Source organism: Rhizorhabdus antheiae, from assembly GCF_049889055.1.
Taxonomy (GTDB): domain Bacteria; phylum Pseudomonadota; class Alphaproteobacteria; order Sphingomonadales; family Sphingomonadaceae; genus Rhizorhabdus.
The window spans coordinates 344008-358128 of record NZ_JBLTWO010000003.1; the positions used below are offsets into that span (position 1 = coordinate 344008).

The 14121-nt window shown below is 66.3% G+C and carries 10 protein-coding genes and 1 pseudogene; 7 read left to right on the forward strand and 4 right to left on the reverse strand.

Annotated features, from left to right (window positions below):
- Positions 1-49 precede the first annotated feature (49 nt).
- From ACNI3R_RS09115 to trpA, 3 genes are all read left to right on the forward strand, one after another.
- Positions 50-1027, forward strand: coding sequence for an AraC family transcriptional regulator (locus tag ACNI3R_RS09115; RefSeq protein WP_426182281.1), 978 nt, complete (start codon positions 50-52; stop codon positions 1025-1027).
- Between the two features lie 84 nt (positions 1028-1111).
- Positions 1112-2317: a pyridoxal-phosphate dependent enzyme gene (locus tag ACNI3R_RS09120; protein WP_426182283.1), complete on the forward strand. Its 1206-nt coding sequence runs from the start codon at positions 1112-1114 to the stop codon at positions 2315-2317.
- Positions 2317-3135: a tryptophan synthase subunit alpha gene (trpA, locus tag ACNI3R_RS09125; protein WP_426182286.1), complete on the forward strand. Its 819-nt coding sequence runs from the start codon at positions 2317-2319 to the stop codon at positions 3133-3135. Before ACNI3R_RS09120 ends, trpA begins: the two co-directional genes overlap by 1 nt.
- On the opposite strand, the gene ACNI3R_RS09130 is transcribed toward trpA, so the two are convergent.
- Positions 3110-4327 (reverse strand): MFS transporter, encoded by a 1218-nt coding sequence (locus ACNI3R_RS09130; RefSeq protein ID WP_426182288.1) that lies wholly within the window; start codon positions 4325-4327, stop codon positions 3110-3112. The genes trpA and ACNI3R_RS09130 overlap by 26 nt on opposite strands.
- Positions 4328-4440: 113 nt before the next feature.
- Entirely contained in the window at positions 4441-6606 is a 2166-nt protein-coding gene (locus tag ACNI3R_RS09135; protein WP_426182291.1) for a PQQ-dependent dehydrogenase, methanol/ethanol family, read from the reverse strand.
- 242 nt (positions 6607-6848) lie between these two features.
- On the opposite strand from ACNI3R_RS09135, the gene ACNI3R_RS09140 reads away from it, so the two are divergent.
- Both ACNI3R_RS09140 and ACNI3R_RS09145 read left to right on the forward strand, forming a co-directional pair.
- Positions 6849-7988 carry an aminotransferase class I/II-fold pyridoxal phosphate-dependent enzyme gene (locus tag ACNI3R_RS09140; protein ID WP_426182294.1) on the forward strand — a complete coding sequence of 380 codons (1140 nt, stop codon included), beginning with the start codon at positions 6849-6851 and terminating at the stop codon, positions 7986-7988.
- A gap of 82 nt (positions 7989-8070) precedes the next feature.
- Positions 8071-8892, forward strand: coding sequence for a trypsin-like peptidase domain-containing protein (locus tag ACNI3R_RS09145; RefSeq protein ID WP_426182297.1), 822 nt, complete (start codon positions 8071-8073; stop codon positions 8890-8892).
- A gap of 9 nt (positions 8893-8901) precedes the next feature.
- On the opposite strand, the gene ACNI3R_RS09150 is transcribed toward ACNI3R_RS09145, so the two are convergent.
- Positions 8902-10185, reverse strand: coding sequence for a glycoside hydrolase family 130 protein (locus tag ACNI3R_RS09150; RefSeq protein WP_426182299.1), 1284 nt, complete (start codon positions 10183-10185; stop codon positions 8902-8904).
- Between the two features lie 47 nt (positions 10186-10232).
- Entirely contained in the window at positions 10233-12530 is a 2298-nt protein-coding gene (locus tag ACNI3R_RS09155; protein ID WP_426182302.1) for a glycosyltransferase family 4 protein, read from the reverse strand.
- Between the two features lie 217 nt (positions 12531-12747).
- Between ACNI3R_RS09155 and ACNI3R_RS09160 the strand changes: the two are divergent.
- A pseudogene (locus ACNI3R_RS09160) lies at positions 12748-13471 on the forward strand (bestrophin family protein).
- A 124-nt stretch (positions 13472-13595) separates the two neighbouring features.
- The gene (locus ACNI3R_RS09165; protein ID WP_426182305.1) at positions 13596-14066 is read left to right on the forward strand and encodes a Dps family protein; all 471 of its coding nucleotides are present in this window, start codon (positions 13596-13598) and stop codon (positions 14064-14066) included.
- Positions 14067-14121 lie beyond the last annotated feature (55 nt).

A 14121-nucleotide genomic window follows, 5' to 3' on the forward strand; every position in this document is an offset into this window, starting at 1 on the left:
TTTCACTACACGCTCGCTCATCGAACTGGAAAGGGAAAGGAGGAACCGCATGATTTCCACGCAATTGCCCCTTTCTTCGCGGGTCGCGATGGTGTCCACCGACCTTGCCGAGTTCAGCAGCTATCTTGCCGGCTCCTATTGCAGCCATCGAACCTATCTTCGCGACCGAGACCACCGGGTCGACGCGCGGCATCATCGCGTTCCGCTTGCCAAATTGTCGCTCAACTATCTGCAATATGGCGCGGAAGTGCATATCGACGCCGGGCTGTTCGAAACCTTCTTCATGCTCGAACTGCCGCTGTCGGGCTGGACCGACCTCGAACATTGCGGGCGCGCGGTTCGCAATCAGGTGGGCACGGCGACGATCGTGTCGCCGACGGAATGGGTGCGCTCGGTCTGGTCGGCCGATTGCGGTCAGCGCATGGTCAAGATCTCGCGCTCGGCGGTGGAGAAATGTGCGGCCGATATGCTCGGTCGTGGCCTGACGCAGCCGGTGGTGTTCGAGCCGCTGATCGAACTCGATGGCGAACCGGGCCGCTCGATCGCACGGCTCGCCAATTTCCTGTTCGACCAATATGAGATCGATCCCGGCCTTCTCGGCGAACGCCGCGTCTCGAACGAGATCGAAAGCGCGCTGATCTCGCTACTTTTGCTGGGGCAGCCCAATAACTACAGCGAGGCGCTGCGGGCGTCCTCGACGGGCGCCCTGCCGCGCCACGTCAAGCGGGCACTGTCCTATATCGAGCATAATCTGCGCGAGGACATCACGATGGAGGCGCTGGTCGCGGTCGCCGACGTCAGCGCGCGGGCCCTCTACACCGGCTTCGAGCGCTTCGTCGGCACGCCGCCGCTCCTCTACATCCGCAATCGCCGCATGGAGGGCGTGCGCGAGGCGCTGCTCGAGGCGAGCGCGCCGACCACAGTGAGCGAACTGGCGCTCGAATGGGGCTTCACCCATCTCGGCCGCTTCTCCGCCGAATATCGCCGGCGCTTTCAGGAACTCCCGTCCGAGACGCTGCGCCGCTGACGGTGGCATCCACGGCCTGCGGGCTCTGTCCACTTATTGCGCAAGGCTTTCCGTTGCCTCCATGACGGTCTGGACCCCTGCTGCTTGCGCCTGTTCAACAATGCGATGCAGACCATCGCGAACGAGCAGGCCGACCAGCTTCCCAGAGGCAAATTCCGTGGCGCGGACGGCGAGCTGTTCGGAGGACAGTTCGTCGTGGCGGCACTGCTGCCCGTTCTCGACCGGCTGGATGCAACCTTCGCCCAGGCGCTCGACGATGCGCACTTCCGCCGCGATCTGGATGCGCTCCTCCTCGACCATGTCTGCCGGCCGACACCGCTGACCCGGCTGGAGGCTGTCGACGGGCGAGGCGCCTCCATCTTTCTCAAGCGCGAAGACCTCAGCAACGGGCAGGGGGCGGGCGCGGCGGCGGTCGTCGGCCAATGCCTGATGGCCCGGCGCATGGGCATGACCGAAGTGGTCGCCGATACAGGGTCCGGAGAACATGGCGTAGCTGTCGCGGCCGCCGCCGCCCGGCTGCGGCTGAAGGCGACGATCTATATCGGGCGGGGTGCAGCGGGGACCTACCGTGGGATGATCGACCGGATGCGCAGCCTGGGTGCGCAGGTCGTGCTGGTCCCGCCGGACATCTCGGTCCTGCATGGGGCGATGAGCCGCGCCTTGCAGCACTGGATGGGGGATAGCGAGCGCTGCCTCTATGTCGCGGGCGCGCCGGTTGGGGCTCATCCCTATCCGACGATCGTTCGCCATTTCCAGGGCGTAATCGGCATGGAGGCACGGCAGGCCTTGGTCGAGCGCACGGGCCGGCTGCCCACCATCGCGATCGCGGTGATGGATGGTGGGGCAGCAGCCTCCGGGCTTTTCTCGGCCTTTCTCGACGATCCCGACGTGTCCTGTCTGGTCGCCGAGCCCGGCGAGGCGGGCGGCGCCCTGTCGCAGGGACGCCCCGGCATCTTCCACGGCGCGCGTACGCTGCTGTTGCAGGATGACGACGGGCAGATCCGGCGTGTCGGCTCCGCTGCCGCCGGCGCTTCCTATTCGGCGGCAGGGCCCGAACTGGCTGCCTGGCTGCGATCGGGCCGCGTCGGCGTCCGCCCGGTGTCCGATGCCGACGCGGTCGACGCCATGCGCCACCTCGCCTGGGAGCATGGCCTGGCGCTGTCGTTCGAAAGCGCCTTCGGGGTCGCGCTGGCTCGCTCGGAGGCGGCCCGGTTGCCGGTCGATGCTGCGATACTGTGTGTGACTGCGGCGGCGGGCGTCATCGATCATCATCTGCTGGACGTCGCCTGATGTCGCCAACATCGCGTCTCGCGCGCCGCTTCGCGCTTCGTGCGGCGGAAGGCCGTACCGCCCTGATCTTCTACATCGTTGCCGGCGATCCCGCAGTCTCGCTGTCGCCACGCCTGCTGCACGCCCTTGTCGAGGGCGGCGCCGATGCGATCGAACTGGGCTATCCCTTTGCCGACGCGATCCTTGACGGCCCGGTCATCCGCCGCGCCAACCGCCGCGCGCTCGATGCCGGCAGCAGTGTGGACGCCACGCTCGACATCGTCCGGCGCTTTCGCGAGGGCGACCAGGACACGCCGCTTATCCTCATGGGCTATGCCAATCCGCTATTGTCGCGAGAGGACGACGGTTTTGCGGGACTGGCCGAGGCTGGCACCGATGGCCTGATCCTGCCCGATCTGCCGCCGCGCGAGGCCGTCACCTATCTGCCGGCCATGCGGGCCGCGGGTCTGGTGCAGATCCCGCTGCTGCCCGCAGGCACGGTCGCCGACCCCGCCTTGCTGCGTACCGAAGGTTTCGGCGGCTTTCTCTATGTCATCCCGCAGGCGGGCCCTACCGGCGGGGCAACGGCGGGCGGCGATGCCGTGCGGCAGGCGGTCGAACGGGGACGGACGCTGTCCGACCTTCCGGTCGGGGTCGGCTTCGGTATCAAGACGCCCGATATCGCCCGCGATTTTGCCCGCCATGCCGATGCGGTGATCGTCGGTTCGGCGCTGGTGGACTTCATCGACGCGCGGGCGACGACGACGACGCCGCAGGAGCTGGCGGCAGAGGTGCGCGGTTTCTGCGAGACGTTCAGGCGCGCGATCGACGGCGCCTGATGAGAACGAAAGCCGCGAGCGTCGCGATCAGGCAAAGTGCCGGCGCGACGGTCGATCGGGAGTAGAGGTCTGCAATGGGTCCGCTGCCGCGCAGGGCGCCGATGGCATAGGAGCCTATCCCCACGCCGACCATCATCGCAGCCGTCAGCATCGACGCGATCCAGGAAATTGCACGCGGCGTCGGGGCTGCTGCGAAGGCCACCAGCATCGGGAAGAAGGCCGAGCAGGACAGGCCGGCAGCGGCAAAGGCGATGAGGGCGCTGGCCGGGCTGCCCACCGTGGGGAGGGTCAGCTGGGTCAGCATGATCGCCAGCGGTAGCGACAGCAGGAAGGCGACCGGGGGCAGCCAGCCCGCGATCAGTGTCGCCAGCAGGCGGCCGAGGGTGAGCGCGGCCCAGAAACAGGTGAGCGCCAGCGCGGCCGCCTGCGGATCGAGCCCGCGCTCGTCGGTCAGAAAGACGATCGCCCAGTTTGAGAATGTCCCTTCCGCAATCGAATAGAACATGGCCGCTGCCGCACAGAGCCAGAAGAACGGGGTGCGCGCCGGATGCAGGCCGGTGGCGGCCTGCGCGTCCTCGCGCGGGGGGACGGGCAGGGGTGCCCGGAGGCTCAGCAGGGCGAGCAGGCCGGCGATTACGGCGAGCGCGACCGGCCCGACGATCCACAGTCCGATCCGGTCGAGTGCTGCGAACAGGATCGGCGCCAGCGTCAGCCCGGCACCCGCGCACATGTGCAGCGCGGTCACGGCCGCGCCCTGGCGGGCCGGAAAGAGGAGTGCAGCAAAGGCATTGAGCGGGCCGCCGCCGAAGCCGAAGCCGAAGCCGAACAAAGCGGTCGCCGCCATCACCATCGGCAGGGCCGCAGCTGATGACGCACCCGCGGAGAGGGCGAGCAGCGTTTCGGCAAGGCAGAAGGCGAGCAGCGAGACGACATACATCGCCTTGAGCGAGACGCGGCCCTCGGCTGCGCCGCCGGCCAGCGCGCCCGCCACTGCGGCGATCAGCTGCGGCAGATAGATGGAGCCATAGGCCTCGTTCGAGAAGCCGTGGATCGAGCGCAGGACGAGGCTGCTTGCGGGAAAGGATACCAGCGTCAGGCCGATGACGAGCCCGCCCAGGTAGACGGATATAGCAGCGGCGAGGGTGCCGCCCGCAGGCGTTTCGCCGATGCCGCCGTTGCTTGCCGCCGCCATGCCATTCCCCTTGCCGATTTAGCAAAGGAGAAGGCTAGCGATCTCGCCGTGCCGCTTCTGTCCATCGGCGGCACGGCTTGTCCAACGGCTGCACCGACTGGCAGCTCAAGGGCTCAGCTGCCCTCGCTCTGCTTCAGCGCGGCGGACCGTGTGCCCAGATAGGCGCGGATTTCCTCGACCTGCTCGGGCTTCAGCATTTCGCGGAAGCTGATCATGCCGCGCTGCTGCAGGATCCCATCGAGCACGACCTGGTGGAACAGTTCGCGGCTGGCGATGGTCGGCGAGCGGCGCAGGTCGGGGATCACGCCGGCCGAATAGCCGCCCGGTCCGTGGCACAGGCTGCACTGCCCGGCGTACAGGGCGAGGCCGCGTTCGGCAGCCCCAGCGGGGAAGCTGTCGCTGACGAGCTGCGCCGGCATGACGGGCTTCTGATAAGGTGGCAGGCTCGCCTTGCCGTCGAGCTTGAAGACAAGGATCCGCCCGTTCGGCCGCTTGTGCGGATTGGGTGCGAAGGGCGAACTGACGCCGAAGCTGCCGCCGAGACCGGCCATCACCGCGATATATTGCTCACCATCGAGCGAGAAGGAGATGGGGGCTGCGATCACGCCATTCTGCGCGTCGAAGCTCCACAGCTTTTTGCCGTCTCGCGCGTCGAAGGCGGAGAATGTGCCATCGGGCTGCCCCTGGAACAGCAGGTTGCCGGCGGTCGAGAGGATGCCGCCATTGGACGGGGCAGCATGCTCGACCGTGAAACGGGCCTCCTGCTTGACCGGGTCCCAGGCGAGCAGGCGGCCCTTGGTCGCGGCGCGGGCCGCGGCGAGCTGGGCGTCGCTCTGCGGTCCGAGCAGGGAGAGCGAGCCGTTGCCGAGATTCCAGTGCCCCGGCCGATAAGTGAAATTCTTGTCGTCGGCATAGCCGAAGCCCATCAACTGGACCGGGATATAGACGAGACCGGTCTTGGGACTGAACGACATCGGATGCCAGTTGTGCGCGCCGAAGGCGCTGGGCATCGCGAAGAATTCCTTGCCCGCTTCGGTGTAGCGCGCCTCTGGACGGATCAGCGGACGCCAGCTCTTTTCGTCATAGCCGTCGGCCCAGTTGACCGGCACGAAATTCTTGATCGATACCGGCGTGCCAGACGCGCGATCGATCACGTAGAAGAAGCCGTTCTTGGGCGCGTGGAACAGCACCTTGCGCGGCTTTCCGGCCACCGGCATGTCGGCCAGGATGATCGGCTGGGTGGCGGTGAAATCCCATTCCTCGCCGGGCACTTCCTGGAAATGCCATTTATAGGCGCCGGTGTCGGGATCGAGCGCGACGATCGACGACAGAAACAGATTGTCGCCCTCGTCGCCCGAACGAACCCGGCGATTCCACGGACTGCCATTGCCAACGCCGATCAGGATCTGGTTGAGGTCCTGATCATAGACGATCGCGTCCCACACGGTGCCGCCGCCGCCGACTTCCTTCCACGCGCCATTGGCACCCCAGCTCTTGTTGCCGATCTTCTCGAAGATCGCATCGGATGCCGCACCGTCGGGCTTTCCGTTCGGGTTGGGCACGGTGTAGAAGCGCCAGACCAGCTTGCCGCTGCTGGCGTCATAGGCGCTGACATAGCCGCGCACGCCATATTCGGCGCCGCCATTGCCGATCAGCACCTTGCCGCGCACGACGCGGGGTGCGCCGGTGATGGTATAGGGGCGGCTGGTGTCGGTCGTCTGGACGTCCCACAGGACCTTGCCGCTGGCGGCGTCGAGCGCGATCAGGCGGCCGTCGAGCGCGCCGACGAAGACCTTGCCCTCATAGACGGCAACACCCCGGTTCACGACGTCGCAGCAGGCGTCATAGCCCTTGCGGCCGTTGACCGCGGGGTCATAGGACCACAGCAGCTTGCCGCTGCGCGCATCGAGCGCATAGACTTTCGACCAGGCGCTGGTGGTGTACATCACCCCGTCGACGACGATCGGATTGGCTTCCTGCCCGCGATCGGTGTCGAGGTCCTGATACCAGGCGAGCTTGAGCCGGCCGACGGTCGAGGCGTCGATCTGGGCCAGCGGGCTGTAATGATCCTCCGCATAGTTGCGGCCGGTGTTGAGCCAGCTGCCGGGTTCGGCATCGGCGCGTTCGAGACGCTGCTGGGTGATCCAGCCGGCCCGGTCGGCGGCTGCCGCCCCGGCGGCGATGGCCGCTCCGAGGGCCATGACGGCCACGCCTTTCCATGTGCGTTTGCCCATGCCCGCGATAAACCGCGCCGCGCCGAAGCCGTCTCGTCCCGCCACCCTGTCTCTCCTCTCCGCATCGGGAAGGCGTCGTTCCGCCTTTCCGTCCAGACCCGTTCCTGTTTTACGGTATCTGGTTCCGTTATCATGATGCGGTATCGGGATTGCGTCAATCTGCGCCTATTGATCCGATTGCGATCAAGCGATGCTCAAATGCGTACCCAGTTCGTGCGTGCGTTGGCGCTTTCTGTTCGTCGCCGGAGCCCATTGTCTGCATCGCCCGCTGGCCTTAGCAGACGTGCATGATCGCACAGGTTGAACCCTTCCACGCCATCGGCATCAGCCGCATCGCCCATGCCCTGTCGATCGCCGGCCAGTCGATCATCCATATGGAGTTCGGGCAGCCGTCCACCGGAGCGCCTGCCGAGGCGCTCGCCGCCGCGCACGACATCCTCGACAATGATCCCATGGGTTATTGGGAAAGCATGCCGCTGAAGGAGCGGATCGCCCGCCATTATGCCGAGCGGCACGGTGTCGAGGTCGATCCCGAGCAGATCATCCTCACCTGCGGCGCATCGCCCGCCTTCGTCCTTGCCTTGTCCTGCCTGTTCCGGCCTGGTGCCAGGGTCGCGCTCGCCCGTCCGGGCTATGTCGCCTATCGCAACACGCTGCGCGCCCTGTATCTGGAACCGGTCGAGATCGGCTGTGGACCCGAGGAGCGCTATCAGCTTACCGCCGCAGCCATCGCCGCGCTGTCGCCGGCACCCGAAGGCCTGATCGTCGCGAGCCCGGCCAATCCCACCGGCACCGTGATCGCACCCGACGAACTCGCGGCCATCGCCACGATCTGCCATGAGCGCGGGATCCGGATCATCTCGGACGAGATCTATCATGGGCTTGCCTATGGGGTGCCGATCGCATCTATGATCGAGCAGGATGCGGATGCGCTGATCGTCAACAGCTTCTCCAAATATTACAGCATGGCCGGATGGCGGCTCGGCTGGCTGCTCGTGCCGCGTGACCTGATCCCGGCGGCGCGGGCGCGGATGGGCAATCTGTTCCTGACGCCGCCGGTTCTGGCCCAGCGCGCCGGGCTGATCGCCTTCGACTGTCGCGACGAGCTGGAAGGGCATCTGCGCACCTATGCCCGCAACCGCGACCTGCTGCTGGATGCCTTGCCGGCGATGGGGCTGCAGAAGATCGCGCCGCCCGACGGCGCCTTCTACATCTATGCCGATATCCGCCATCTGACCGACGACAGCATCGCCTTATGCGAGCGTCTGCTGCGCGAAACCGGCGTGGCGACGGCGCCGGGGCTCGATTTCGATCCCGTCGACGGGCACCGCTTCATCCGTTTCAGCTTCGCGGTCTCGACCCCGCTGATCGAAGAGGCGATCGGACGGATGATCCCCTGGTTCGAGGCGCAGCCGCGCATCGGCTGACCGGGCTTTCGGGGCGGAGCGCCTCTGGAAAATCGCGGGCCGCATGATCATCTGCCATCCGGCCTATCGGAAGCAAAGGGAGATGAAGACAATGCGCAAGGCGGCCATCGCGGCGGCTCTGCTTCTCGGAGCCGCTGTCGCGATCCCGGCCTGGCAGGAGCGCGGATCGGAGGCTCCCGCCGCAAATGGCGTCGCGCTGGCAGCCTCGGGCGAACCTGTGCCGCTCGACCGGCTGAGCGTGGCGCCGCTCGTCAAGCGCGTGTCGCCCGCCGTCGTCAACATCGCGGTCGCCTATCCATCGCCTTATGCGCAGAACCCGCTGCTGCGCGATCCTTATTTCCGGCGTTTCCTGGGCGTGCCGGACTCGGCGGTCCAGCCGCGCATGTCGGCCGGATCGGGCGTGATCATCGACGCGGCGCGGGGTCTGGTCCTGACGAACAACCATGTCGTCGGCGGAGGCTCGGCGATCCTCGTCGTTCTGCAGGACAAGCGCCAGTTCCAGGCCGAACTGCTCGGCACCAGCCCGCAGGCCGATCTGGCGGTTCTCCGCATCCCCCCGGAGAAGCTGGTCGCCGCGCCGCTGGCGCCGACCGACAGCGCCGAGGTGGGAGATTATGTCGTGGCCATCGGCAACCCCTTCGGTCTCGGCCAGACCGTCACCGCCGGGATCGTAAGCGCGCTGGGCCGGGGCCTGACGCCGCAGAGCGGTATCGGCCTGATCCAGACCGACGCGCCGATCAATCCCGGCAATTCCGGCGGCCCGCTGATCAACATGCGCGGGGAGGTGATCGGCATCAACACCGCGATTCTCGCTCCCGGCGGCGAAGGCAATATCGGCATCGGCTTCGCCGTCCCGGCCAGCGTGGTCCGGTCGGTGCTGGGCGAAGCGCGACGCGCGATCTGACGGGTCGCCTTACAGCCGCTCCAGCAGTTCCCGGATGGGTATGAAGGCGAAAGCCACCGAACTGTCGGCGACGCCATAGGGCATGAACAGATTGTCGCCGTGGCGCAGCGCGCCGCAGGTATAGACGACATTGGGCACATAGCCTTCGCGATCCTCGTCTTGCGGAGCGAGGATCGGCTGTCGCGTCCGGCCCAGCACCTTGCCGGGGTCGTCCCGGTCGAGCAGGATCGCGCCGATCGAGTATTTCCGCATGGCACCGACACCATGGGTGAGCAGCAGCCAGCCCTCGTCGAGCTCGATCGGCGGACCGCAATTGCCGATCTGGATGAACTCCCAGGGGAAGGCGGGCGCCAGCAGCGGTGCGCCATCTTCCCAATGGTCGACTTCGTCCGACTCCAGCAGGAACAGATTCTGTCCGTCCTGCCGCCCGATCATCATATAGCGCCCGCCGATCTTGCGCGGGAACAGCGCCATGCCCTTGTTGCGGGCGGCAGCACCGCGCATCGGGATCAGAACGATCGAGCGGAAGTCGCGCGTCCGCATCAGTTCGGACTGGATGTCCCGGCCCGAATAGGCGGTGTAGGTGCCGATATATTCGGTGCTGCCGTCGTCATGGGTGAAATGGGTGAGGCGCAGATCTTCCAGTCCGTTGCGCTGGGCCGGGGTCATCGGGAAGATCACCGTCCCCGACAGCGTGCTGTCGCGATGCCGCTCGATCGTGATCGGACCGTCCTGATCGCGCACGCCATCGGCATCGGGGGCATCGGCCGCCGTCGCGAAGGGGGGCTCGGGTGCGAGTTCGAGGTCGCCGTCGATTGTGATCAGCCCCTCGCGAAAGGCGATCGAGCTGATATGGCCTTCGCCGACCGCGCGGAGAGACATGAGGATGCGCAGCGTGTTCGCGGTCAGCCCCGACTGGTCGGGGTGCGGCACTACGCTGGGGTTCATCAGTGCCGCTGCGGCATAGCTATATTCGTGGCAAAAATAGGCGCCGATGAGTTGCTTGCGCTCATCCTCCAGCCCGTCTCTGTCGAGAGCCAATTGATTGGCGATCTGCTCGTAGCGCGTCGAGAAGACCCGGCGTGTCTGCCAGTGCCGCGCTTCGAAATCGGCGAGGACCAACGCCAGCTGGCTGCGGGTCTCGTCCATGTCGAGCGCCAGCACGGCACTGACGAGGCGCTGGGCACGACCCGGCTCCGAGCCATTGGCCTGCCAGGCGAGGTGGAAGGGACGAACCACGACGCGCGAGGCGTCGGCGGTCAGGCGAAGGCGGTGGTTATGATCAGCGAGCATAGGCTCCCGGGTGTTGGTGGGACAGCGAACCGTCCCGCCAGCTCCGCTCAGGCAGCCGTACGGGCGGGCCGGTTATCCTGTTTCTCGCCGAGCGAACGCATGGAGGCGTTGGCTAGTTGCAGAGCCAGAATGGATTCTGCACCCTGATTGCGATTGACCCCATGCGGCATGAGGCCATCATGGCAGCCGCCGTCAGTTCCCTCCGCCAATGGTAACCCAAGATCATTGTCTCCGAGGAACCAGCCATAAGCGCGCCATGCCTGATCCAGCCATGTCGGATCATCGCCGACGGCCATCGCGGCGGTGCAGGCATCGATCATCGCCTGTGCTTCCAGGGGCTGCTGATCGAAGGGTAGGGGGGCTGCATAAGGGCGCTGAAAGCTGTCGGTGCCGATCGGGCGAAAGGCGCCGGCCGGATTGGTCTGTATGTCGGCGATCCATGTCAGCGTTTCCAGCCCGACCTCGATCGCTTCGCGATCGTTCAGCAACCGCCCGGCGCGCAGCAAAGCTTCAGGCAGCCGCGCATTGTCATAGGCCAGCACCGTTTCGAACCATGCCCAATCGGGCCGGCGCGATGCGACGAGCAGCCGTTTGAGCATGTCGATGCTCTGCTCCAGCATCGCCCTGGCGATGGCGTGATCCGGGCACTGCTCCAGCCTATGGGCAGCGCCCAGAGCTGCAAAGGCTGAAGCGCGCGGGGAGATCAACGCATCGGCCAGCGGCGCGGCCCGGTCGAACATTTCCGCAGCCCAGCCGCGAATGCCGGCGTCGGAAGCGTGCGCGGCGGCACAGCCGAGCGCCCATAGCGTCCGGCCATTGCTGTCCTCCGACCCCTCGGTCTCGCACCAGCTGCGGTCATAATTCATGAAATTGCGGAAGCGGCCCCGATCCGGGTTCCAGCCATGGTTGATGAACGCGGCATAGGTCGAGGCCAGCGGACCGGTAGCCGCTTCCATCTCCGGACCGAGGCGGCACATCAGAATCAGCGCACGGGCGTTGTCGTCGATGCAATAGCCATGGTTGCGATCCGGCACGCTATGGACGCCATGCTGGAGCATGCCCGTACCGTCGGTCATCCGCTTGACCGCCTCCAGCGACGGCCGGAGCGGCCGGCGGCTGGTGAAACGGCCGACATAGGGCCGCGCTTCATTGGCGCTCTCGATCAGGCCGACGGCGCGTTCGACGGCACGCGGCCAGAGCAGATCGCGGCCCAGGGCATAGGCGCGGTGGGCGAGCGCGTCGCGTGCGTCGCCGTCGTCGAGCAGGTCGAGCACGGCCGTTGCCAGCGCCTGCGCGTCGCGCGGCGGCACGAGAACGCCATGGTCGTCGGCGAGCAGCTCCGCCGCGTGGAGATAGGGCGTCGAGACCACCGGCTTGCCCAGTCCGATAGCATAGGACAGCGTTCCCGAGGTGATCTGCGCCATGTTGAGATAGGGCGTCACATAGACATCGGCTGCTTCGAGCCAGTCGAGCAGATCTTCCTGCTCCAGAAATTCGCCGATGAAGCGGACATTGCCGGCAACGCCCAGATCGGCGGCACGCGCGATGAGGCTGTCGCGCAGCGCTTCGCCCTGTTCGCGGATCAGATTGGGGTGGGTCGCCCCGATGACAAGATAGAGGACATCCGGGTGACGCCGAGCGACCGCCGGCATGGCGTCGATCATGAAGCCGATGCCCTTGTCGGCCGCGAGCAGACCGAAGCTCATCACGACCTTGCGGCCAGCCAGGCCGAAACGGGTTTTGGCGCGGTCGGGCTCGACATAGGCGCGGTCGGGGACACCATGAGGGACTACGGAAATCCGATCCGGGGCGAGGCCATAGACGCGCTGCAGGATCGCTTTGCCGCGCTCGGCCATGACGATCACATGGGTGCAGCGCGCCAGCAGCCGGTCGAAGAGGCGTCTCTCGGCATCGGAGGGCCGTTCCAGAACCGTGTGAAGATTGGCGATGACGGGAAGCGTCGAGCGATCGAGCAGGCGCATGACATGCTCGCCGGCCGCCCCCCCGAAGATGCCGAACTCGTGCTGCAGCCAGATCGCCTGCGCGCCGCTCGCCTCGATCAGGCCGGCCGTCAGCCGATAGGCCGTCGGGTCCCCCGCTGCGATGGTGCGGACATTGTCGGGATAGGCGACCCCGGAGCCGTCATCCATCGCATAATGGTCGACGATCAGTTGGGGAAAACGCGCCTGGAGGGCGTCCACCACATGCGACGTGAAGGTCGCCAGCCCACAGCGGCGGGGCAGGGCGTTACCGATCACCGCGATGTGCTCGATCTTTCCCCGTGACGTTCGGTCGCCCCGGTCCGCGATGGCGGTCTGAAAGATGGAGCGAACCTGATTGAGCATGCGATGCGCTTCCTTCCCCGTACGGCGACCCTCAGAAAATGATGCTGCGGCGCGATAGTTTCATTGGTTTCGGACGCGGCTCGCAAAATAGGTGTCATGCGCGGCAGAAGTCGGTCTTGCAGCGGTAGAACGGTTGCAGGGAAACAAAATGGGAGGCGCCATCTCTATACGCCGCGCTGCCGAACGAATGGCGGCCTCGCTGGACGGCCGAACCCATATGATCATCTCCGACACGCCGCGCATGACCCAGATCGCTCGCGAAGTCGGGAAGCCGCTGCTGTTTCTCTTTCTGTGGGACGTGATCGTCACGGTCGCTCATTATGTCCTGCCGTTCAAGACACCGGGCCTGCCGCTGACCCTGTTCGGCTCCGCACTCGCGCTGCTCCTCGGCTTTCGCAGCAACTCCGCCTATCGGCGCTGGTGGGAAGGGCGCGGCCTGTGGGGACAGATGATCAACGCCAGCCGCAGCCTCGCCCGCGCGGCCAAGGCCTATCTGTCGCACTCTGAGGTCGAGCAGATCCGGCGGGAAATCATTTTTCTGCAGATTGCCTATGTCCATGCGCTGCGCTGCCAGCTGCGTCGGCAGCCGATGGACGAGACTGTCGAACGCGCAGGGCGGGATGGAGCGGCTCAAGAACACGCCGCTGCCGAACCGGTATCGCTTCTTCCCGATGCTGTTCACCCACCTGTTCTGCATCTTCCTGCCGATCGGGCTGGTCGAGACGCTGGGCTATGCGACGCCCTTCGGATCGACGGTGGCCGGGCTGATGTTCCTCGCGGTGCTGGCGGTGGGCGATGATCTGGTCGATCCCTTCGCCAATAGCGTCCACGATCTGCCGCTCTGCGCGATGTGCCGGACGATCGAGATCGACCTGCTGCAGGCGCTGGGCGAACCGGCGCCCGAACCGCTCGAGCCGGACCATCGCAACATCCTCTGTTAGGGGTAGAAAATGCACCGTGCCCGTCGCTTTCGCTTGGGCGGTGATGACGGTGCCGTTATGACCATCGGGAACGCGCCGCCTCTGTCCGTTCTGGGCGAAGGCGGCCACACCCGGGAGGCATGACATGGTCAATATCGGTATCGACGAGCAGGATCGGAAGGCGATCTCGGACGGGCTCGGGCGCCTGCTGGCGGACACCTACACCCTCTATCTGACGACCCACAATTTCCACTGGAACGTCACCGGGCCGATGTTCAACAGCCTGCACGCGATGTTCATGGCGCAATATACCGAGCTGTGGACTGCGGTCGACCCGATCGCCGAGCGCATCCGCTCGCTCGGCTTTCCGGCCCCCGGCTCCTATGCGCAATTCTCCGAACTCAGCTCGCTCCCCGACGCGCCGACCACACCGCCCAAGGCGCTGGAAATGGTCGCAATCCTCGCCAAGGGCCACGAGGCCGCCGCCCGCACCGCGCGCTCGCTTTATCCGGCCGTCGAGGCCGCGAGCGACGAGCCGACCGCCGACCTGCTGACCCAGCGCATCGGCATCCACGAACAAACCGCCTGGATGCTGCGCGCGCTGCTGGAGGAGTGAGGGGGCGAGGGGCGGGTGGAAGCTCGCCCCGGCATGCTGGTGCGAGCCTGGTCCA

Bases quoted from the DNA above. Each gene is read 5' to 3' on its own strand.
- ACNI3R_RS09115 (WP_426182281.1), top strand. From the start codon at position 50: ATGATTTCCACGCAATTGCCCCTTTCTTCGCGGGTCGCGATGGTGTCC.
- trpA (WP_426182286.1), top strand. From the start codon at position 2,317: ATGTCGCCAACATCGCGTCTCGCGCGCCGCTTCGCGCTTCGTGCGGCG.
- ACNI3R_RS09130 (WP_426182288.1), bottom strand. From the start codon at position 4,327: ATGGCGGCGGCAAGCAACGGCGGCATCGGCGAAACGCCTGCGGGCGGC.
- ACNI3R_RS09140 (WP_426182294.1), top strand. From the start codon at position 6,849: ATGATCGCACAGGTTGAACCCTTCCACGCCATCGGCATCAGCCGCATC.
- ACNI3R_RS09145 (WP_426182297.1), top strand. From the start codon at position 8,071: ATGAAGACAATGCGCAAGGCGGCCATCGCGGCGGCTCTGCTTCTCGGA.
- ACNI3R_RS09150 (WP_426182299.1), bottom strand. From the start codon at position 10,185: ATGCTCGCTGATCATAACCACCGCCTTCGCCTGACCGCCGACGCCTCG.
- ACNI3R_RS09155 (WP_426182302.1), bottom strand. From the start codon at position 12,530: ATGCTCAATCAGGTTCGCTCCATCTTTCAGACCGCCATCGCGGACCGG.
- ACNI3R_RS09165 (WP_426182305.1), top strand. From the start codon at position 13,596: ATGGTCAATATCGGTATCGACGAGCAGGATCGGAAGGCGATCTCGGAC.